Origin of the sequence: Streptococcus infantis (genome assembly GCF_047464215.1) — a bacterium.
Classification (GTDB): domain Bacteria; phylum Bacillota; class Bacilli; order Lactobacillales; family Streptococcaceae; genus Streptococcus; species Streptococcus infantis_P.
Genome location: NZ_JASHCG010000001.1, coordinates 191,193 through 212,562 on the forward strand (window position 1 = coordinate 191,193; position 21,370 = coordinate 212,562).

Genomic DNA, 21,370 nt, shown 5'->3' on the forward strand with positions numbered 1-21,370 from the left:
GTGTTAGGGGTTTGTTGTCGACAATAAACATAATCAATTAGTTCAGCTTATACCTACTGTTCTTCATGTTCAGATAAAAAGTAATAAGTCATAGTACCGAAGATTGATCCTACTCCGAGTCCGACTAGTAGGAAAAAAGCGATCATTTTGAGTTCCAGAAACTGCAAAAAGAAATCTGCAATGGAGTGATTTTCAAGGATTACTTTTTTGGAAAATAGGATAAATAAGTAGAGAGTTGGGATGCTAGTTCCAACTATCCAACTTCTTAACTTGATTTGACGCTTGCTGTAAGTGATTTGTGGAATCTCGGATTGATCATCATCTTCTAAGTGGAGCCCTCTAGTAGAATATCTTGCCTTGAGACTGAGGGCAAAAATCATCAAGAAGTAGAGATAGGGCATAGCCATTCGAACTATCTCTATAAAGCGCCCAAACAAAAGATAGAATAGGAAGAGAAAGAAGGAAGAGTAAAAGATTTGGACCATGGAACGGGCGCAAGCCTTGTAGATGACCTCTTGACGGCATTCATCAAAGGGTCCTTGGATATGAAAGAAATTTCGAACTAAGCGAGTGGTTAAGTCTTCTTTTTTCATGGTAGTGACCTCTTAATAACCTTGTTTTTGATTAGCTTCTTTAAAGAGTTGATAGAGAGTATAGAAGTAGACTAGACTAAAAACGATACAGATGGTTAGAAATAGTAGATATCTCCAATCCATAGAATTCGTTAACAGTTGTGGGAAAGATACGAGGATAAAGCAGAGTGATGCGTTTAAGAGGCGTATTTTTTTTGATGTGATTTTCTGAAATCTTTGTCCTTTGTTCAAGACAGGAAGGGCTAAGAGGAAGATGATCAGAAAAGGACGCGTAATCTGCCCATAAACTAGGAAAACTGTCATAAAGATACTGACCAAAATATGACTGAGAATTAAAGTTTGTAGTGATTTCATAAGTTTCCTCCTAATCGTCGTCTTGATCTTCTCTAGCTTTTTGAATACGAAGAGTGATGACAATATGCACTGTTAATCCGAAAAAGAAGGCTGCAACGATGGTTGACAAGATGCTTCTTGTATTCAAAAGAGCGGTAAGATAGCTTTTGCTATCATCCATTAGGATATTGAGAAGTGGCATTCCAAAGAACATGGCTATTCCATAAACCAGACCAGCTTTAAGTCCAGGATTACGTAACTGTTTCTTTTCCTTCTGGCTCAACATATCAGGATCGATAGCAGCAATACCAGTTTTTTTAGTTTGAGTAGTGACATAGATAGCACAAACCATGGAAATTAGAAAGATAATGATTGGATATCCAAAAGCGACTACTTGGGGATATCTAAAAGCAAGGACAAAGGGAATAAGATTGCCTAAAGTCATGAGGTAAAAGAGAATCATAAAGATTTTATTTCCGATGTGCTCAGCTTCGCGCCGTTTGTGTTCATCAAGTGGCCCTGAAATGCCATAGATACGTTTGATTAGTTTTTCATAGAGGGGTTCTTTTTTCATGGGTAATTTCTCCTAAATGAACGATGTTATTTTGTTTCTTTTACGAATTGATAGAGATAATAAAGATAAGTAATAGAAGAAAGGATAGCGATAGTTAGCAATAGATAATATTTCCAATCGTTTGAAATAACCGTCAGTTGTGGTAAGGATAGAAAGGATAGAATCATAAAGAATAGTGCTAAGTTGAGTATGCGCGTTTTTTGGGAATCTATCTTTAGATAAGTCAGTCCTTTGTTGAGTGCTGGAACAAAGACAAGAACAAGGACTGTATCGTAGATGGGCAAGTTCCCTGAAACGATGATGAAGATGAGCAGTGAAGCAAACAAAAGATGATAGGTAAGTAAAGTTACTAGTGATTTCATAAGCTTTCTCCTAATCCTTATCTTGCTCTTTTTTAGCTCTTGCAATGCGAAGTGAGTCGACAATATGTATCATAACTCCGAAAAAGAAAGCTCCCAGTATAGTTTTAAAAATATGTTTTGTATTTAGAAGAGAACTGATAAAATTTGAATTTTCACTTGTTAGGGTATCAATGAGTGGAATTATAAAAAATATCACTGTTCCATAAATCGAACCTGCTTTTAGACCAGGATAACGTAACTGCTTCTTTTCTTTTTTCATGAGTTTCCTCCTAATCCTTATCCTGGTCTTCCTTGGCTTTTGCAATGCGACGGGAGATGATAATCTGTATGACCACTCCAAAGAAGACAGACTGGAGGATACTTGAAAAAATATTTTTAAAAGCGAGAAGAGACTGAAGATAGTCCTGACTCTCACCTAGCAGTATAAGGAGAAGAGGGGTTGAAAAAAAACTCATTAATCCATAGACTATCCCAGCTTTCAGACCAGGGTAATGTAGTTGCTTACTTTCTTTCTCAGTCAGCATATCTGGTTCGATAGTTGTAATCCCAGTTTTTTGCATTTGGTAGGTGACATAGCCAGCAGCGATGAGGGCAATCACTAAAATCAGAGGAGGATAGACTAGAGCCACTAGTTGAGGAAATTGATAGGCCAGAACAAGCGGAATAAGATTGCCGAAAATCATCAGATAAAAGAGAATCATAAAGACTTTATTTCCGATGCGGTCAGCTTCGCGCCGTTTGTATTCGTCCAGTGGATCAGAAATACCGTAAGTGCGTTTGATGAGCTTTTCAGTGAAGGTTTCTTTTTTCATTTTTCTTCTCCTTTTTAAAAATCATCCTCCCAAAAGAGACTGTTGAGGTCAGTTTGGAGGCTGCGGGCGAGATTGAGACAGAGTTCCAGAGTTGGATTGTACTTGTCGTTTTCAATCATATTAATGGTTTGTCTCGAGACACCAATATCCTTGGCAAGTTCGAGTTGGGACTTTCCCAGTTCCTTGCGGAATTCTTTTACGCGATTCATGCTTCCTCCTTTTTAGTTTATGTCACATATATTTGACTATAGTATATTCTTTTAAGAACATAATGTCAACTATTTTTGACATATTTTTAAAAGAATCTTGGTGATAATATTTCTATGTGAAAATCTTTTAGCGATTTTATGCTATAATGAAGAAAAGTACAGAATTATAAGAGTGAATTGGATAGACTGAAAGCTATCCACTAAAGAAGGAGCAGAAAATGAACCATAAGATTGCAATTTTATCAGACATTCATGGTAACACGACAGCCTTGGCTGGAGTTCTTGAAGACGCTAAAAATTTGGGAGCGACTGAATATTGGCTTCTGGGAGATATTTTTCTTCCTGGGCCGGGAGCAAATGACTTGGTGGCTCTTTTGAAAGACCTTCCCATTACAGCATCCGTTCGAGGGAACTGGGATGATTGTGTGTTAGAGGCTTTAGATGGGCAATATGGTTTAGAGGATCCCCAAGAAATCCAGCTTCTCAGGATGACTCAATATCTGATGGAGGACCTAAAGCCAGAGCATATTGATTGGTTGAGAAATCTGCCTATGGTAGCCAAGAAAGAAGTTGAAGGCTTACGTTTTTCTCTTTCTCATAATTTACCTGAGAAAAATTATGGTGGTGATTTGCTGGTTGAAAATAATACCGAAAAATTTGACCAGTTACTTGATGAAACTACGGATGTAGCCGTCTATGGGCATGTCCATAAACAGCTCCTACGTTATGGTAGCCAAGGCCAACAAATCATCAATCCAGGTTCGATTGGTATGCCTTATTTTAATTGGGAAGGGCTGAAAAATCACCGAGCCCAGTATGCCTTACTTGAGGTTGAAAATGGTGAATTGGTCAATATCCAATTTCGTAAGGTTGCCTATGATTATGAAGCAGAGCTAGAATCAGCCAAGACCAAAGGTCTTCCTTTTATCGAAATGTATGAAGAATTACGACGTGAGGACAACTATCAAGGACATAATAGGGAATTACTTGCTAGCCTAAATGAAAAGCATGGCTATGTGGAGGATGTGAAGAATTATTTTGATTTTTTGTAAGAGTTGCTTTAATGAACAGATACTAAATAAAGAGTCTGGGACAAAAGTCCTAGCCTCTTTTTGATGTTGGATTGTCGAGCAAGACGCAGTGGTTGAGTGGGCTCAACTGCGCTGATTTCATCAGCTTTTACAGCCCTACTCAACTGTGCGGAGGTGGGACGACGAAATCGAATTCTAACGAATTACCGATTTCTGTCCCACTCTCTTTTAATATTTCTTATTGTAATTGAGATTGATCTGGTAGGTAAGAACCACCGAGATAGGTTTTGCTGAGTTTTTCAAGGGTTCCATCTTGGTAGAGTTCTTTAAGAACCTTGTCAAATTGGTCTTTAAATTCTTTTTGGTCACTTGAAAAGATGATGTAATTGTTTGGATTGTCATTGCTTTCCAAGTCAACTACGTTCAAGTCTAAAACTCGGTCTTGGATAATTTTTTGAACAGAGATTTTATCAAAGATTAGGAAATCAAATTCGCCATTTGCGAGGTCAGTCAGACGTTTAGCGACATCTTCACCAGAGTATTGGATGGTAGCAGGATTGTCTGAATGGCTTTGATTCCAGTCCGCAACAACCTTGGCAGTAGAAGTTCCAGTATCATCCTGGGTTGTTTTACCAGCGATGTCTTGCAGAGAAGTAAGAGCTTTGTCTTTTCTGCTTACAAGCACCAAAGGATTTTTAGCGATAGGTAGGGAGTAGAGGTATTTGGCTGCTCTCTCTTTGGTATAGCTCAAGTTGTTGGCAGCAGCTTGGTAACGGCCAGCATCCACTCCAGGGAAGATACTTTCCCAAGCTGTTTTTTGAAATTCAATCTTGTATTGATCCAGTTTTTCATCGACCGCTTTTAAAACTTCAACATCATATCCAGTTAGGCTACCATCTTTTTCAAAGTCAAAAGGTGGGATGTCTCCGGCAGTTGCTACGACAATGGTTTTAGGACTAGCAGTGGAAGTTGAAGTACTTTCTTGTTTAGATTGTCCACAGGCGACCAACAAGGGACTAATGGCTAATCATAAGAATAATTTTTTCATAAGATAATGGTGTCTAGCTTACCAGACAATCAATCAGATATCTAATATATATTTTTTATGGAGATGATAGAGAAACATTATAAATTTTAAAATGGAGCCTAGAACTGAAAGTGGAATTTGAAAAAAGATAATTTGTTTCACTAATGAAAAATCTCTGCAAGCTCTTTCAAAATATGGTAAAATGGAAGCAGTAGAATTAGAAAAGGAAATCAATTATGAAATTTCTTGAGTTAAATAAAAAACGTCATGCGACTAAGCATTTTATTGATAAACCGGTTGATCCGAAGGATGTTCGTACAGCTATAGAAATCGCAACCTTGGCACCGAGTGCTCACAACAGTCAGCCTTGGAAGTTTGTTGTGGTTCGTGAGAGAAATGCTGAATTAGCAAAATTAGCTTACGGTTCAAACTTTGAGCAAGTAGCATCTGCCCCTGTAACCATTGCCCTGTTTACGGATACAGACCTTGCCAAACGTGCTCGTAAGATTGCCCGAGTTGGTGGTGCTAACAATTTCTCAGAAGAACAACTTCAATACTTTATGAAAAATCTTCCAGCCGAATTTGCGCGTTACAACGACCAACAAGTCAGTGACTACTTGGCTCTTAATGCTGGATTGGTTGCGATGAACTTGGTCCTTGCTTTGACTGACCAAGGAATCGGATCAAACATTATCCTTGGTTTTGACAAATCAAAAGTCAATGAAGTCTTGGAAATCGAAGAACGCTTCCGTCCAGAGCTCTTGATTACAGTGGGATACACAGATGAGAAGTTGGAACCAAGCTATCGCTTGCCAGTAGATGAAATTATCGAAAAAAGATAGGAAGAAAAAATGACAGTTATTGATTTTACAGCAGAAGTAGAAAAACGTAAAGAAGACCTCTTGGCTGACTTGTTTAGCCTTTTGGAAATCAACTCAGAACGTGATGACAGCAAGGCAGATGCTGAGCATCCATTTGGACCTGGGCCAGTAAAAGCCTTGGAAAAATTCCTTGAAATCGCAGACCGTGATGGCTACCCAACAAAAAATGTCGACAATTATGCAGGACATTTTGAGTTTGGTGAAGGAGAAGAAGTTCTCGGAATCTTTGCCCACATGGACGTAGTGCCAGCTGGTAGCGGTTGGGACACTGATCCTTACACTCCAACTATCAAAGATGGTCGTCTCTATGCGCGTGGTGCTTCTGATGATAAGGGACCAACTACAGCTTGTTACTATGGTTTGAAAATCATCAAAGAATTGGGTCTTCCAACTTCTAAAAAAGTTCGTTTTATCGTCGGAACTGATGAAGAATCAGGTTGGGCAGATATGGATTACTACTTTGAGCATGTAGGACTTGCAAAACCAGACTTTGGTTTCTCTCCAGATGCTGAATTCCCTATCATCAATGGTGAAAAAGGAAATATCACTGAATACCTTCACTTTACCGGTGAAAATACTGGTGCAGTTCGTCTTCACAGCTTCACAGGTGGTTTGCGTGAAAACATGGTACCTGAATCAGCAACAGCAGTCGTTTCAGGTGACTTAGCTGACTTGCAAGGAAAACTAGACGCTTTCGTTGCAGAGCACAAACTCAGAGGAGACATCCAAGAAGAGAACGGTCAGTACAAGGTGACTGTAATTGGTAAATCAGCCCATGGTGCTATGCCTGCTTCAGGTGTCAATGGTGCGACTTACCTTGCCCTCTTCCTCAGCCAATTTGCTTTTGAAGGACCTGCAAAAGACTACCTTGATGTTGCTGGTAAGATTCTCTTGAATGACCACGAAGGTAAAAACTTGAAAGTAGCTCATGTGGACGAAAAAATGGGAGCACTTTCTATGAATGCGGGTGTCTTCCGCTTTGACGAAGCAAGTGCTGATAATACTATTGCCCTTAACTTCCGTTATCCAAAAGGAACCAGCCCAGAGCAAATCAAGTCAGTTCTTGAAACCTTGCCAGTTGCTTCAGTTAGCCTTTCTGAACATGGTCACACTCCTCACTATGTGCCAATGGAAGATCCGCTTGTCCAAACCTTGTTGAATGTTTATGAAAAACAAACAGGACTTCAAGGTCACGAACAAGTTATCGGTGGTGGAACATTTGGTCGTCTCTTAGAGCGTGGTGTAGCCTACGGTGCTATGTTCCCAGATTCTATCGATACTATGCACCAAGCCAACGAATTTATCGCCTTGGATGATCTTTTCCGCGCAGCAGCTATCTACGCTGAAGCTATTTACGAATTGATCAAATAATGCTATAGAAGTCTGAGATTTTATGCTTAGACTTCTTTTTGGAGGAGAAAATGTCTCAAATCGAAAGAATCAAGCAAGCTATCATAGAGGATCCACAGAATACCAGCTATACTGAGCAAGGCATCGAGCCACTCTTTGCAGCACCAAAAACAGCTCGTATCAATATCATTGGTCAGGCACCTGGTCTCAAAACCCAGGAAGCAGGGCTATACTGGAAGGATAAAAGTGGGGACCGCTTGCGCGAATGGTTGGGTGTGGATGAAGACACCTTTTACAACTCAGGTTACTTTGCAGTCATGCCCATGGATTTCTACTTTCCAGGTCATGGGAAATCGGGTGACCTGCCACCTCGTCCAGGTTTTGCAGAAAAATGGCATCCAAAACTCTTGAAGGAATTGCCAGATATTCAATTAACACTCTTGATTGGTCAGTATGCTCAAGCCTACTATCTACATGAGAAAGTTAGTGGCAAGGTGACAGACCGTGTGCATCGGTTCAAGGATTATTTGCCTGATTATTTCCCTCTGGTGCATCCTTCACCACGCAACCAAATTTGGATGAAAAAAAATCCTTGGTTTGAGGCAGAGGTGCTTCCTAATTTGAAAGATAGAATCCAAAAAATTCTCGGAGAAGAAAAATGAAAGAAATTACTTTTAACGATTTTTACAAACTTTACCAGAAAGAGTCGCTTTCTGTGTTGGATGTGAGAGAAGTAGAGGAATTTGAGGCTCTTCATTTAGAAAGTGCTCGTAATTTCCCTCTTAGTCAACTGGCAGATACTTATGAACAACTAGACAAAGATAATCATTACTATGTAATTTGTAAATCGGGAATGCGTTCGGCACGCGCTTGTCAATTTTTAGCAGAACAAGGCTATGAGGTTACAAATGTCCAAGGTGGCATGGATGCCTTAGAATAAGAAAAATTTCCTTCGAAACCTTTTAAAAATTGGAAGGGTTCGAAGGATCTTTTTTGCATTAAAATTCGGAAAATTGAAAACATTTTAGAATTATTTCGTGACAGCCTTTTCTAGCCTTTAATCATGTTATACTAGGAAAGTATTTTATTTTTAATAAGGAGAGTTTATGGCTAAAAAAGGTGCTTTAACAGGATTACTCCTGTTTGGAATATTTTTTGGAGCAGGTAACTTGATTTTCCCTCCAACTCTAGGCGCACAGTCTGGAGAAAACTTCCTCCCTGCCATTGCAGGATTTGTATTTTCAGGTGTTGGGATTGCGGTCCTAACCTTGATCATTGGAACCCTTAATCCAAAGGGTTATATCTATGAAATTTCTAAGAAAATTTCTCCATGGTTCGCGACGATTTATCTTGCAGTTTTGTACTTGTCGATTGGCCCATTCTTTGCCATCCCTCGTACAGCAACGACATCGTTTGAAGTTGGTATTAGTCCACTCTTGGATCAAGCAAATAAAGGTTTAGGTTTGATTGTCTTCACCATTCTTTACTTTGTAGCTGCCTACCTAATCTCGCTGAATCCTTCAAAAATCTTGGATCGTATCGGTCGAATCTTGACTCCAGTTTTTGCCATCTTAATTGTTATTCTGGTTATCCTTGGAGCTTTCAAGTATGGTGGGAATGCACCACAAGCAGCTTCAGGAGCTTATCAAGCTTCCGCCTTTGGTGCAGGTTTCCTTGAAGGATACAATACACTTGACGCGCTTGCTTCTGTTGCCTTTAGTGTGATTGCAGTTCAAACCTTGAAACAACTTGGTTTCTCAAGTAAGAAAGAGTACATTTCAACCATTTGGGTTGTTGGAATCGTTGTAGCACTCGGATTTAGTGCTCTCTACATCGGTCTAGGTTTCTTGGGCAATCATTTCCCAGTAACAGAAGAAGCAATGAAGAGTGGAACTCCTGGAGTTTATATCTTGTCTCAAGCGACTCAAGAAATCTTTGGTTCTACTGCTCAGCTTTTCCTTGCGGCTATGGTAACCGTTACTTGCTTTACAACGACTGTAGGGTTGATTGTATCAACTGCCGAGTTCTTTAACGGACGTTTCCCACAAGTCAGCTACAAGGTTTATGCGACTGTCTTTACCTTGATTGGTTTTGCTATTGCAAATCTTGGTTTGAGTGCTATTATTAAGTACTCTGTACCAGTTCTCGTTATTTTGTATCCAATTACGATTGCCATTGTCATGATTGTGATTGTGAACAAGTTTGTTGCTCTTTCAAAACCAGGAATGCAATTAACGGTTGGTATTGTCACAGCCATTGCTATTGCAAGTGTTTTAGGATCTACTTTTAAAGTTGAGATCCTTGCAAATATCGTGAACGCTCTACCATTTGCGGAGGCTTCTCTGCCATGGTTGGTACCAGCTATTATCGGTATTCTACTTTCTCTTGTTCTTCCAAATAAACAAGAAAGTGAAGCTTTTGAAATGGAATAATCACTAAAATCACTTTTGTAGCTAAGTCTACAGGAGTGATTTTCTTTTTTTATCCGATGATAAATGTGTTATAATAGGTAGCAAAAGAGGTGAAAAAATGAATCAAACTGTAGAATATATCAAAGAACTTACTGCTATTGCGTCACCAACAGGTTTTACGCGTGAAATTACGAATTATTTAGTTGAGACGCTTGAAAAACTAGGTTACCAACCAGTCCGCACGGCTAAGGGGGGAGTTAATGTTACCATTAAAGGTAAAAATGACGAGCAGCAACGCTATGTAACTGCCCATGTGGATACCTTGGGAGCTATCGTTCGCGCTGTTAAACCAGATGGTCGTCTCAAGATGGACCGTATCGGTGGTTATCCTTGGAACATGATTGAAGGCGAAAACTGCACGGTCCATGTAGCTAGCACAGGGAAAACTGTTTCAGGTACGATTTTGATCCATCAAACTTCTTGTCACGTATACAAAGATGCTGGAACTGCGGAACGTACACAGGACAATATGGAAGTGCGTTTGGACGAAAAAGTGACTAATGAAAAAGAAACACGCGCACTCGGTATCGAGGTTGGTGATTTTATCAGCTTTGACCCACGAACTGTCGTGACTGAGACAGGCTTTATCAAGTCTCGTCATTTGGATGACAAGGTCAGCGCAGCTATTCTCCTTAATCTCCTCAAAGTCTACAAAGAGGAAGGGATTGAACTTCCTTTCACTACGCATTTTGCCTTTTCAGTCTTTGAAGAAGTGGGGCATGGTGCTAACTCAAGCATCCCTAGTCAAGTTGTCGAATATCTAGCTGTGGATATGGGAGCGATGGGAGATGATCAGCAGACAGACGAGTACACAGTGTCTATCTGTGTTAAAGATGCTTCTGGTCCTTACCACTATGAATTCCGTCAACACTTGGTAGCTCTCGCAAAAGAGCAAGACATTCCATTCAAACTAGATATCTATCCATTTTATGGTTCTGATGCTTCTGCAGCGATGTCAGCTGGAGCAGAGGTTAAGCACGCTCTTCTAGGAGCAGGTATTGAGTCAAGTCACTCATACGAGCGTACTCATACTGATTCTGTAGTGGCTACTGAGCGTATGGTGGATGCTTATCTCAAGAGTGGGTTGGTGGACTGAAGAGTCGATAAAGTACTATGTATGAAATACTGAAACAAATAGCAACGCCTGCTATAATAACAGGATTGATTTCGAGTTTGTATGCTTATTTTCAAAAGAAAAAAGAGGACTATCGTAAGTATGTGTATGAAAATAAACAAGAAAACTTTAAAGAACTAGTTGTTTATGCTGATGAACTGGTCGATAAAGGAATTACTAATCCAGATTTAGAAAAACTACTTTTTAAAATTTCTCAAAAAATTAATCCGTATGGACGAAAAATAAAAACTTTTGGAAAATATCAGTGGATAGAAGATGATGGATATGTGTGGTATCAAATAGAAATTATAGAGAAAAAACTTGCTTCTCAAATACTTCAAATAGAAGATTTAAAAGAACTAGCTCATCGGATACAAATTTCTAAACGATTACTAGATATTAAAGTAGAAAATAATATTCCGCTCATAAATTCAGCTAAAATATGGTTTAATTTATTTCAGTATGCGATGTTATTACTTCAGCTATTTTTCATATACTCTGGGTATAAGAGTTTTATCGAACAACCCACTGGATTCTCTTTGTTATTAGCTTATTGGTTGATTGTTATTGTAACCTTAATTTTTTTACTCCCAGAATTGAGTATTAATGAAAGCGATGATAGAAAATCTGAAATACGCATTACAGTACTCCTTTTCGTTATTGCCGCAGTTGATGCTGGAATAGCGTATTATTTGTATAATAATTCTTTTATTGCTCTGCTTGTTGGAATGGTTTCATTTTGTCTAAGTCTTGGTGAAGTAATTTCAAAAGCTATTATTTTCGGGGAAAGTGAAATTGGTAAAGTATCTACAATTTATATCGAAGAATATAGAAAACTACAGGGACCTAAGTTAAGTGAGAGACGCTTAAGAAATTATTTTAAAGTTATTCCATTTTTAAATAAGATTAAGATTTTATTTCATAAAGATAAGAGGGAGGGGAATGATGACCTATAAACACCGACTCTTTGACCTTAATCACACCCTTTTAGAGTTGAAAGGAGAAACTTATGTGCCTCATCTGTCAACGAATTGAACTCATCAAGTCTGGTAATAATCCCTACTTTGTCAAGGAATTAGAAACAGGCTATGTTGTGATTGGTGACCACCAGTACTTTGAAGGTTACACTCTGTTTTTAGCAAAGGAACATGTCACAGAACTACATCATCTAGATCCAAGTGTTAAACTTCGTTTTTTAGAGGAAATGAGTATGGTTCAGGAAGCTGTCTCTAAAGCCTTCTCTGCTGAAAAGATGAATGTAGAGTTGCTTGGAAATGAGGATGCCCATGCCCACTGGCATATTTTTCCGAGACGTGAGGGTGATATGAAGGGGCACGGTCTTAATGGTCGTGGTCCAGTCTGGTGGGTTCCTTGGGAAGAAATGGCAGCAGAAGATTGCCAAGTGCAACCGAAACAATTAGAAAACTTAATCCAAACTTTATCCGTTGAATTGGATAAAGTTATCATATGAAAGGATAAATCATGAAAAAAAGATACCTTATCTTGTCTGGACTACTAGCCCTAACATTGGCGGCTTGTTCGCAAGAAAAACCAGCAACTTCTGACGCAAAAGCTTCTTCAGAGCAAAAGACTGTACAAGAAGGAACCGCGGGAAGTAAATCTCAGGAAGCTAGTCAAAAGAAAGCGGAAGTGGTCAATAAGGGAGATTACTATAGCATTCAAGGCAAGTACGATGAAATTGTTATCGCTAATAAACACTATCCCTTATCTAAAGATTATAATCCAGGAGAAAATCCTACCGCTAAGGCAGAACTGTTGAAACTTATTGCAGCTATGCAGCAAGCAGGTTTCCCAATCAGCGACCACTATAGTGGATTTAGAAGTTATGAGACTCAGGTTAAATTGTATCAAGATTATGTCAATCAAGACGGAAAGGCAGAGGCTGACCGCTATTCTGCACGACCTGGATATAGTGAACACCAAACTGGTCTTGCTTTCGACCTTATCGGCACAGATGGAGACTTAGTGACAGAAGAAAAAGCAGCTCAATGGCTCTTGGATCATGCTGCTGACTATGGCTTTGTAGTTCGTTATCTTAAAGGTAAGGAAAAAGAAACAGGATATATGGCTGAAGAATGGCACCTTCGCTATGTTGGCAAAGAAGCCAAAGAAATTGCAGCAAGTGGCCTCAGTTTGGAAGAGTATTACGGTTTTGAAGGTGGAGACTATGTTGATTAGTCGCAAAACATCTTGCAAGATTACTTAAAATTTGATAAAATGAATAATAATTAAATAGGAATCTGCAAGACTAGTATCTCAGGGGAAGTATATCAGGGAGGAGAGCCGTGACTGAAAGCTCTCTATATGAAAGCTGGGTGAATTCACTTGCCTATGGATTCAGAAATAAAGGTCTGACTTGTCAGATAAAAACGGATGGTACCGCGTGTCAACGCTCCGAATGGAGTTTTTGGCATGTGGTTTTCTTTTTATCTACGAGAGACTGATGGAGGAATTATGTCAACTATTGAAGAACAATTAAAAGCGCTTCGTGAAGAAACGCTAGCTAGCTTGAAGCAGATTACTGCTGAAAATGAAAAAGAGATGCAAGAATTGCGTGTTTCTGTCCTTGGTAAAAAAGGGTCGCTTACTGAAATCCTCAAAGGGATGAAGGACGTATCAGCAGAAATGCGTCCTGTTATCGGAAAACACGTCAATGAGGCTCGTGATGTCCTAACAGCTGCCTTTGAAGAAACAGCTAAGCTCTTGGAAGAAAAGAAAGTGGAAGCTCAATTAGCAAGTGAAAGCATCGATGTGACACTTCCAGGTCGTCCAGTTGCGACTGGTCACCGTCACGTTCTTACACAAACTAGTGAAGAAATCGAAGATATCTTCATTGGTATGGGTTACCAAGTTGTGGATGGATTTGAAGTGGAGCAAGACTACTACAACTTTGAACGTATGAATCTTCCAAAAGACCACCCAGCCCGTGATATGCAGGACACTTTCTACATCACAGAAGAAATCTTGCTCCGTACCCACACATCTCCAGTTCAGGCGCGTGCAATGGATGCTCATGATTTCTCTAAAGGTCCTTTGAAAATGATCTCACCAGGACGTGTGTTTCGTCGTGATACGGACGATGCGACCCACAGTCACCAATTCCACCAAATCGAAGGTTTGGTTGTTGGGAAAAACATCTCTATGGCTGACCTTCAAGGAACCCTCCAGTTGATTGTACAAAAAATGTTTGGTGAAGAGCGCCAAATCCGTTTGCGTCCATCTTACTTCCCGTTCACAGAGCCTTCTGTTGAGGTTGATGTTTCATGCTTTAAGTGTGGAGGAGGCGGCTGTAACGTATGTAAGAAAACTGGTTGGATCGAGATTATGGGTGCCGGTATGGTTCACCCACGTGTCCTTGAGATGAGTGGTATCGATGCAACTGTCTACTCTGGCTTTGCCTTTGGTCTTGGACAAGAACGTGTAGCTATGCTTCGTTACGGAATCAACGATATCCGTGGATTCTACCAAGGAGATGTCCGCTTCTCAGAACAGTTTAAATAAGCTTGAAACCTGAAACACAATCCTATACAGTTTTAGTCATTTCCTCTCGGTGAGAAATGGCAAGAGCTTACTCGAAGAAAAAGAAAGGAATTGAAAAGGTCTCGATTGATGAGATCTTACGATCAGAATTATGTTAGTATCATACAAATGGTTAAAAGAATTGGTGGACATTGATGTGCCATCACAAGAGTTGGCTGAGAAAATGTCAACTACAGGGATTGAGGTAGAAGGTGTCGACTCACCTGCTGCTGGTCTCTCAAAAATTGTCGTCGGTGAGGTCTTGTCTTGCGAAGATGTGCCAGAAACTCACCTCCATGTTTGTCAGGTTAACGTTGGCGAAGAAGAAGCCCGTCAAATCGTTTGTGGTGCACCGAATGTGCGTGCAGGCATCAAGGTCATGGTGGCTCTTCCGGGAGCTCGTATCGCTGACAATTACAAAATCAAAAAAGGGAAAATCCGTGGTTTAGAATCTCTCGGAATGATCTGCTCACTTGGTGAATTGGGGATTTCTGACTCAGTTGTACCAAAGGAATTCGCAGATGGCATCCAAATCTTGCCTCAAGATGCCGTTCCAGGTGAGGAAGTATTCTCTTACCTAGACTTGGATGATGAAATCATCGAACTTTCTATCACGCCAAACCGTGCAGATGCTCTTTCTATGCGTGGGGTAGCGCACGAAGTAGCCGCTATCTATGACAAGGCAGTCAACTTTAAAGAATTTACCTTAACAGAAACAGACCAAGCTGCAGCCGATGCTCTTTCTGTCAGCATTGAGACAGACAAGGCGCCTTACTATGCTGCTCGTATCTTGGATAATGTGACCATCGCACCAAGTCCACAATGGTTGCAAAACCTTCTCATGAACGAAGGTATCCGTCCAATCAATAATGTGGTCGACGTGACCAACTATATCTTGCTTTACTTTGGTCAGCCGATGCATGCCTTTGACTTCGATACCTTTGAAGGAAGCGAGATCCGTGTGCGTGAAGCGCGTGAAGGTGAAAAATTGGTAACCTTGGACGGTGAAGAGCGTGACTTGGAAACAAATGACTTAGTGATCACTGTTGCTGATAAACCAGTAGCTCTTGCAGGTGTTATGGGTGGACAAGCTACAGAAATCTCTGAAAAGTCTACTCGTGTAGTTCTTGAAGCTGCTATCTTCAATGGCAAATCTATCCGTAAGACAAGTGGTCGTCTCAACCTTCGCTCAGAATCATCTTCACGCTTTGAAAAAGGTATCAATGTGGCAACCGTTAATGAAGCCCTTGATGCAGCAGCAAGTATGATTGCTGAATTGGCTGGTGCGACCGTGCGTAAGGGCATTGTTTCAGCAGGCCAGTTGGATACATCTGATGTAGAAGTTTCTTCAACTCTTGCTGACGTTAATCGTGTCCTTGGTACAGAGCTTTCCTACGCAGATGTAGAGGATGTCTTCCGTCGTCTTGGCTTTGGCCTTTCTGGAAATGCAGAAGCCTTCACAGTTAGCGTTCCACGTCGCCGTTGGGATATCACTATCGAAGCGGACCTTTTTGAAGAAATCGCTCGTATCTATGGTTATGACCGCTTGCCAACTAGTCTTCCAAAAGATGATGGAACAGCTGGTGAATTGACTGCGACACAAAAACTCCGCCGTCAAGTTCGTACCATCGCTGAGGGAGCAGGTTTGACAGAAATTATCACCTATGCTCTTACAACTCCTGAAAAAGCCGTTGAATTTACGATTCAGCCAAGCAACTTAACAGAGCTCATGTGGCCAATGACTGTGGACCGTTCAGTTCTCCGCCAAAATATGGTTTCAGGTATCCTTGATACAGTTGCCTACAACGTAGCACGTAAGAATAAAAACTTGGCTCTTTATGAGATTGGAAAAGTCTTCGAGCAAACTGGTAATCCAAAAGAAGAATTGCCAACTGAAATCAACAGCTTTGCCTTTGCCTTGACAGGTTTAGTCGCTGAAAAAGACTTCCAAACTGCAGCTGTTCCAGTTGACTTCTTCTATGCCAAAGGAATTTTGGAAGCCCTCTTTGCTCGCTTGGGTCTTGAAGTGACCTATACAGCAACCTCTGAAATCACTAGCCTCCACCCAGGACGTACAGCCTTGATCTCACTAGGGGACCAAGTTCTTGGTTTCCTCGGTCAAGTGCACCCTGTGACGGCTAAGGCTTACGATATTCCAGAGACTTATGTAGCTGAGCTTAACCTTTCAGCTATTGAAGAAACCCTTCAACCAGCCACACCATTTGTGGAAATTACTAAATTCCCAGCAGTCAGTCGTGACGTTGCCCTTCTCCTCAAGGCAGAAGTCACTCACCAAGAAGTTGTGGACGCTATCCAAGCTGCAGGCGTGAAACGTTTGACAGATATCAAACTCTTCGACGTCTTCTCAGGTGAAAAACTGGGTATCGGAATGAAGTCTATGGCTTATAGCTTGACCTTCCAAAATCCAGAAGATAGTTTAACCGACGAAGAAGTCGCACGCTACATGGAAAAAATCCAAGCATCACTCGAAGAAAAAGTGAATGCAGAAGTGCGTTAAAAATTTTCAATCCATCCCTAGGGATGGATTTTTTAGTAGAAAAAATCATCAAGTTTTAGCCTGATGATTGAATCAAATTGACGGAGAAATAACTCTTTTTTAATAGTGTTACAAGATGATCAGACATCGATGTTTTTTGCCATCCAATCAGCTAAGAAGTGGTAAGTATCTTGTCGATTGATTTCGTTTAGAATTTCGTGACGAGCCTCTTCAACTAATCGAAGGCTTACTTTCGAATGTGAAGCCTTTAGGAGTTTTACAAATCTCTCTATACCTTTACCATTTTCGCCTAGAGGGTCTTCTTGTCCTGAAATCACGAGAATTGGGAGTTGGGTTGGAATCTCATCGATCACTTGTTTACTCGCTACTTGATTAGAGAAGTAAAAAATGGCTCTGTACATGGGAATAGTAGGTATGAATTGACAGAATGGATCCTTCAGATAAGCATGATTGGATTCCTCATTTTTTGAGAGCCAATCGACAGATGTTTTAGGATGCTTAATAGTTCGATTAAAGCTATCAGTTGATAGATAGGTCAGGAGTTTACTACGGTGTTTATTCCCTTTTATAAGTCGAATGCATTCTGTTAGGATGAGAGCGAATCGAGTCAGAAATTGAGGCTGTTGACCAGTCGCCATGATAATCAAGGCATTGATAGGTGGTTTTCGTTTGGCTACATAATAGCGACACATAAGAGAACCCATAGAATGCCCTAGAAGGACGATTGGAAGTTCTGGATAGCTTTCTTGAATAAAAGAGGTCACTATTTCAATATCATCGATGAGTTCCTCGGGAGATTCAGGAAAGACTCCGAGTTGACTTGGATTTTGAGCAGTATAACCATGGCCGAGATGATCATGGCCGATAACAGTAAAGCCTTCGTTATTCATGGCTAGAGCAAATTCTTCATATCGTTCTACGTATTCTACCATGCCATGTACAAGCTGAAGAATGGCTTTTGGCTGTTCAGCTTCCCAAATGATTAAGTTATTGTTGTTTGGTTCGAGTTTAAGTCTTTTTTTCATATCAGATTCCTAGCCTAAGATAATCTATAGTCTATCAAAAATATACCATAAAATAGCACGATAAGCTAGGCAGGATGATGAAGATTAGTAGTAACAATTCAGGACTGAAAATGAACATTTGAGGACATAGCCAACGGATTTATCAAGAAATGAGTATAATAAATTTATCACTTAAAATCTGGAGGACTAAAATGCTTGGTGATGAGCCAATAAAGTTCCTATCCAGTAAATATCCTTCTTGAAATTAAGTTTTAAAAATGTACATAAATCATTGTAAATGCTATCAAAAAGGAGTATAATGAGTGCAATAAATTTCGGAGGTGGATGATGCTCGAAGTAAGAAATCTAGAGAAAAGTTTTGGGCCTAAGCAAGTTTTGTTTGGTGTTGACTTTCAAGCAAGACCAGGGCGTATTTTAGGGCTGGTTGGTAAAAATGGAGCTGGGAAAACAACTATTTTTCACAGTATTTTGAAATTTTTAGACTATCAAGGGGAGATTGAGCTTGATGGTCAAGACATTCGTCAGGAGACCTATGCTCGCATTGGTTATCTACCTGAAGAACGCAGTCTTATGCCTAAATTGACAGTCCTTGAACAAGTTCGTTACTTGGCTACCCTAAAAGGCATGGACACCAAGGAAATCAAAGAAAAACTCCCTCAATGGATGGAAAAACTGGAAGTTAAGGGGAAACTGACGGACAAGATTAAAAGTCTCTCAAAAGGAAATCAACAGAAGATTCAGTTGATTATCACTTTGATTCATGAACCAGATTTGATTATCCTAGATGAGCCTTTTAGTGGCTTGGATCCAGTTAATACCGAACTTCTTAAGCGGGTTATCTTGAAAGAAAAAGAACGTGGCGCGACCATTATCTTTTCTGACCATGTCATGACCAATGTTGAAGAACTTTGTGATGATATCCTCATGATTCGTGATGGGCGTGTGGTCTTGCATGGACCGGTTCAAGAAGTCCGCAATCAATACGGCAAAACACGACTTTTTGTTTCAAGTGACCGAAGCAAGGAAGAACTGGAGAGCCTTCCTCATGTCAAACAGGTTAGCTTGACCAAGCAAGGTAGTTGGAAGTTGATTTTAGATGATGAAAGTGCAGGTAGAGAACTCTTCCCAATATTGACTCAAGGTCAATATATCGCGACTTTTGATCAACAAGCTCCAACAATCGATGAAATCTTTAAATTAGAATCAGGGGTGGAAGTATGAGAAATATGTGGGTTGTAATCAAAGAAACCTATCTAAGACATGTCAAGTCTTGGAGTTTCTTCTTTATGGTGATTTCGCCTTTCCTCTTTTTAGGTCTATCTGGAGGAATTGGTGTTCTCCAAGGTTCTTCCTTGGCTCAAAATAGTAAGGTAGCAGTAGTTAGTTCTGTTCCTCTTGTTACAGAAGAACTTAAATCGACCAATGGTCTTAACTTTGACTATAAGGATGAAGCAAGTGCCAAAGAAGCCATCAAGGATGAAAAAATAAAAGGCTATCTAACCATTGACCAGGAGAATAGTATCCTCAAGGCAGTCTATCATGGTGAGACTTCACTAGAGAGTGGCATTAAGTTAGCAGTGACCGCTAAGTTGAATGAACTTCAATCCCAACTCAACCGTTCAGAAGCAAATTTGTCTCAGGAACAGGAAAAACGCTTGGCTCAAACAATTCAATTCACAGAACAGATTGATGAAGCCAAGGAAAATAAAAAGATGGTCCAAACCTTTGCGGCTGCAGGACTAGGTTTCTTTCTCTATATGATTTTGATTACTTATGCTAGTGTCACTGCTCAAGAGGTAGCTAGTGAAAAAGGAACCAAAATCATGGAAGTGGTCTTCTCAAGCATTCGTGCTAGCCATTATTTCTACGCCCGCATGATTGCCTTACTTCTAGTTATTTTGACTCATATTGGTATTTATGTTGTAGGTGGACTTGGAGCTATTTTCTTCTTTAAGGATATGCCTATCTTGGCAAATTCAGGTATTCTAAATCACTTGGGAGAAGCATTTTCGATCAATACCTTGTTATTTGTCTTGGTTAGTCTCTTTATGTATGTGGTCTTGGCTGCCTTCTTAGGTTCTATGGTTTCTCGACCAGAAGATTCTGGTAAGGCCTTATCGCCTTTGATGCTTTTGATTATGGTAGGTTTCATTGGAGTAACTGTCTTAGGAACTTCTGGGGATAATTTGATTTTGAAAATCGGTTCTTACATCCCATTCGTCTCAACCTTCTTTATGCCATTCAGAGCTATCAATGGTTACGCAAATGGACTAGAAGCTTGGATTTCGCTTGCTATAACGGTTATTTTTGCAGTTACTGCAACAGCCTTTATCGGACGGATGTATGCTAGTTTGGTCCTTCAAACAGATGATTTGGGGATCTGGAAAACCTTTAAACGAGCTTTAAGTTACAAATAAAGTCACGGACCTGTGAGTGTATCTCCCAGGTCTTTTATACTCTTCGAAAATCTCTTTAAACCACGTCAGCTTCCATCTGCAACCTCAAAACAGTGTTTTGAGCAGCCTGTGGCTAACTTCTTAGTTTGCTCTTTGATTTTCATTGAGTATTAATTAGCTGAAATATTTCACATTTATTTCTCCTAAACCTTTGACTATTAGGCAAAATTATCGTACAATAAAGAGTACATGATAAAATGAGATCAGAGTTTATCCACTCTGGCGTTAGTAGTAAAAAATGAGGAGAAACGCTTTGGAATTAGAAGTATTTGCTGGGCAAGAAAAAAGTGAACTATCTATGATTGAGGTGGCTCGTGCCATCTTGGAACGCCGTGGTCGTGATCACGAAATGCATTTTAGTGATTTGGTTAATGAAATCCAAAACTATCTCGGTACCTCTAATAGCGATATTCGTGAAGCTTTGCCTTTGTTCTACACAGAGTTGAACTTTGACGGTAGCTTTATCTCACTTGGAGATAACAAATGGGGGCTTCGTTCATGGTATGGAGTCGATGAAATCGATGAGGAAATCATTGCTCTTGAAGAAAGTGATGATGAAGAAGTAGCACCTAAGGCTAAGAAAAAACGTGTCAACGCCTTTATGGATGGTGATGCAGATGCTATTGATTACAGTGCAGATGATCCAGAAGATGAGGATGCATACGAAGAAGATCCAGCTCTTTCTTATGATGATGAAAATCCAGATGATGAGAAGAATGAAGTGGAAGCCTACGATGCTGAAATCAATGAAATCGCCCCAGATGATCTAGATGAAGAAGTCGATCTTAATGAAGAAGACGACGAAGACTCTGAAGAAGAGGAAGAATAAAAATAAAAAGGCGTTGGAGCTGGAATCGGTCTATCAAGTCTCGATTTCCTAGATCCAGCCTCTTTTTACTTTTTAGTTTGAATGAGTTATGCAAGATGGAATGCCAAGTCAACGATTTGTTCTATTTGACAAATGATTCATTTTGAGGTAATATATTGTTCGGGCACCTCTTTTAGAGGTCGGAGCTCCCTAGTTATTAGGGAGCTATTTTTGTTTTTTCCAGGAAGCTTTTCTTCTTGGGGTGT

The 21,370-nt window shown here is 40.1% G+C and carries 24 protein-coding genes; 15 read left to right on the top strand and 9 right to left on the bottom strand.

The features are described 5' to 3' along the window. Nucleotides 1-53: 53 nt before the first annotated feature. From QM469_RS00845 to QM469_RS00875, 7 genes are read right to left on the bottom strand one after another with little or no spacing between them, the layout of a single operon-like run. On the bottom strand, nucleotides 54-593 hold the full coding sequence (locus tag QM469_RS00845) for a DUF3278 domain-containing protein (RefSeq protein WP_414275850.1): 540 nt from the start codon (nucleotides 591-593) through the stop codon (nucleotides 54-56). A 12-nt stretch (nucleotides 594-605) separates the two neighbouring features. Continuing rightward, nucleotides 606-947 (bottom strand): hypothetical protein, encoded by a 342-nt coding sequence (locus tag QM469_RS00850; protein ID WP_153225184.1) that lies wholly within the window; start codon nucleotides 945-947, stop codon nucleotides 606-608. A gap of 10 nt (nucleotides 948-957) precedes the next feature. Continuing rightward, nucleotides 958-1,500, bottom strand: a complete 543-nt coding sequence (locus tag QM469_RS00855) for a DUF3278 domain-containing protein (protein WP_414275851.1) — start codon at nucleotides 1,498-1,500, stop codon at nucleotides 958-960. A gap of 26 nt (nucleotides 1,501-1,526) precedes the next feature. After that, the gene (locus QM469_RS00860) at nucleotides 1,527-1,862 is read right to left on the bottom strand and encodes a hypothetical protein (protein ID WP_248035642.1); all 336 of its coding nucleotides are present in this window, start codon (nucleotides 1,860-1,862) and stop codon (nucleotides 1,527-1,529) included. A 10-nt stretch (nucleotides 1,863-1,872) separates the two neighbouring features. Further along, nucleotides 1,873-2,121 carry a hypothetical protein gene (locus QM469_RS00865; RefSeq protein ID WP_248035645.1) on the bottom strand — a complete coding sequence of 83 codons (249 nt, stop codon included), beginning with the start codon at nucleotides 2,119-2,121 and terminating at the stop codon, nucleotides 1,873-1,875. 10 nt (nucleotides 2,122-2,131) lie between these two features. Next, nucleotides 2,132-2,674 carry a DUF3278 domain-containing protein gene (locus tag QM469_RS00870; protein ID WP_414273194.1) on the bottom strand — a complete coding sequence of 181 codons (543 nt, stop codon included), beginning with the start codon at nucleotides 2,672-2,674 and terminating at the stop codon, nucleotides 2,132-2,134. A gap of 14 nt (nucleotides 2,675-2,688) precedes the next feature. Then, a complete protein-coding gene (locus QM469_RS00875) occupies nucleotides 2,689-2,883 on the bottom strand; it encodes a helix-turn-helix transcriptional regulator (protein ID WP_006152985.1) in 195 nt (64 codons plus the stop codon). Nucleotides 2,884-3,101: 218 nt separating this feature from the next. Here QM469_RS00875 and QM469_RS00880 point away from each other — a divergent pair, with 218 nt between their 5' ends. Then, nucleotides 3,102-3,935 carry a metallophosphoesterase family protein gene (locus tag QM469_RS00880; protein ID WP_414275852.1) on the top strand — a complete coding sequence of 278 codons (834 nt, stop codon included), beginning with the start codon at nucleotides 3,102-3,104 and terminating at the stop codon, nucleotides 3,933-3,935. A 217-nt stretch (nucleotides 3,936-4,152) separates the two neighbouring features. Here QM469_RS00880 and QM469_RS00885 read toward each other — a convergent pair whose 3' ends face one another. Next, a complete protein-coding gene (locus QM469_RS00885; protein ID WP_248035735.1) occupies nucleotides 4,153-4,935 on the bottom strand; it encodes an amino acid ABC transporter substrate-binding protein in 783 nt (260 codons plus the stop codon). Between the two features lie 242 nt (nucleotides 4,936-5,177). Here QM469_RS00885 and QM469_RS00890 point away from each other — a divergent pair, with 242 nt between their 5' ends. The 11 genes from QM469_RS00890 to pheT all read left to right on the top strand — a co-directional run bounded on the left by QM469_RS00890 (nucleotide 5,178) and on the right by pheT (nucleotide 16,815). Then, a complete protein-coding gene (locus tag QM469_RS00890; protein ID WP_414275853.1) occupies nucleotides 5,178-5,783 on the top strand; it encodes a nitroreductase family protein in 606 nt (201 codons plus the stop codon). 9 nt (nucleotides 5,784-5,792) lie between these two features. Then, nucleotides 5,793-7,193: a dipeptidase PepV gene (pepV, locus tag QM469_RS00895; protein ID WP_414275854.1), complete on the top strand. Its 1,401-nt coding sequence runs from the start codon at nucleotides 5,793-5,795 to the stop codon at nucleotides 7,191-7,193. Nucleotides 7,194-7,243: 50 nt separating this feature from the next. Further along, nucleotides 7,244-7,834: a uracil-DNA glycosylase family protein gene (locus tag QM469_RS00900; RefSeq protein WP_414275855.1), complete on the top strand. Its 591-nt coding sequence runs from the start codon at nucleotides 7,244-7,246 to the stop codon at nucleotides 7,832-7,834. Further along, nucleotides 7,831-8,112 carry a rhodanese-like domain-containing protein gene (locus QM469_RS00905; protein ID WP_414275856.1) on the top strand — a complete coding sequence of 94 codons (282 nt, stop codon included), beginning with the start codon at nucleotides 7,831-7,833 and terminating at the stop codon, nucleotides 8,110-8,112. Before QM469_RS00900 ends, QM469_RS00905 begins: the two co-directional genes overlap by 4 nt. A 166-nt stretch (nucleotides 8,113-8,278) precedes the next feature. Further along, nucleotides 8,279-9,604, top strand: coding sequence for a branched-chain amino acid transport system II carrier protein (gene brnQ / locus QM469_RS00910; RefSeq protein WP_414275857.1), 1,326 nt, complete (start codon nucleotides 8,279-8,281; stop codon nucleotides 9,602-9,604). A 97-nt stretch (nucleotides 9,605-9,701) separates the two neighbouring features. After that, a complete protein-coding gene (locus QM469_RS00915; RefSeq protein ID WP_414275858.1) occupies nucleotides 9,702-10,739 on the top strand; it encodes a M42 family metallopeptidase in 1,038 nt (345 codons plus the stop codon). A gap of 17 nt (nucleotides 10,740-10,756) precedes the next feature. Next, entirely contained in the window at nucleotides 10,757-11,713 is a 957-nt protein-coding gene (locus QM469_RS00920) for a hypothetical protein (protein WP_311523558.1), read from the top strand. 53 nt (nucleotides 11,714-11,766) lie between these two features. Further along, nucleotides 11,767-12,228, top strand: a complete 462-nt coding sequence (locus QM469_RS00925; protein ID WP_371559449.1) for an HIT family protein — start codon at nucleotides 11,767-11,769, stop codon at nucleotides 12,226-12,228. Between the two features lie 11 nt (nucleotides 12,229-12,239). After that, the gene (ldcB, locus tag QM469_RS00930; RefSeq protein ID WP_315639506.1) at nucleotides 12,240-12,956 is read left to right on the top strand and encodes an LD-carboxypeptidase LdcB/DacB; all 717 of its coding nucleotides are present in this window, start codon (nucleotides 12,240-12,242) and stop codon (nucleotides 12,954-12,956) included. Nucleotides 12,957-13,232: 276 nt separating this feature from the next. Then, nucleotides 13,233-14,279 carry a phenylalanine--tRNA ligase subunit alpha gene (gene pheS, locus QM469_RS00935; protein ID WP_315639499.1) on the top strand — a complete coding sequence of 349 codons (1,047 nt, stop codon included), beginning with the start codon at nucleotides 13,233-13,235 and terminating at the stop codon, nucleotides 14,277-14,279. Nucleotides 14,280-14,409: 130 nt separating this feature from the next. After that, nucleotides 14,410-16,815, top strand: a complete 2,406-nt coding sequence (pheT, locus tag QM469_RS00940) for a phenylalanine--tRNA ligase subunit beta (RefSeq protein ID WP_414275859.1) — start codon at nucleotides 14,410-14,412, stop codon at nucleotides 16,813-16,815. Between the two features lie 119 nt (nucleotides 16,816-16,934). On the opposite strand, the gene QM469_RS00945 is transcribed toward pheT, so the two are convergent. After that, on the bottom strand, nucleotides 16,935-17,840 hold the full coding sequence (locus QM469_RS00945) for an alpha/beta fold hydrolase (RefSeq protein WP_414275860.1): 906 nt from the start codon (nucleotides 17,838-17,840) through the stop codon (nucleotides 16,935-16,937). A 327-nt stretch (nucleotides 17,841-18,167) separates the two neighbouring features. Between QM469_RS00945 and QM469_RS00950 the strand changes: the two genes are divergently transcribed. From QM469_RS00950 to rpoE, 3 genes are all read left to right on the top strand, one after another. Then, a complete protein-coding gene (locus QM469_RS00950; protein ID WP_311523577.1) occupies nucleotides 18,168-19,061 on the top strand; it encodes an ABC transporter ATP-binding protein in 894 nt (297 codons plus the stop codon). Continuing rightward, nucleotides 19,058-20,257: an ABC transporter permease gene (locus tag QM469_RS00955; RefSeq protein ID WP_315639494.1), complete on the top strand. Its 1,200-nt coding sequence runs from the start codon at nucleotides 19,058-19,060 to the stop codon at nucleotides 20,255-20,257. The genes QM469_RS00950 and QM469_RS00955 overlap by 4 nt, the downstream gene beginning before the upstream one ends. Before the next feature lie 292 nt (nucleotides 20,258-20,549). After that, nucleotides 20,550-21,125, top strand: a complete 576-nt coding sequence (rpoE, locus tag QM469_RS00960; protein ID WP_322741485.1) for a DNA-directed RNA polymerase subunit delta — start codon at nucleotides 20,550-20,552, stop codon at nucleotides 21,123-21,125. Nucleotides 21,126-21,370: the final 245 nt, after the last annotated feature.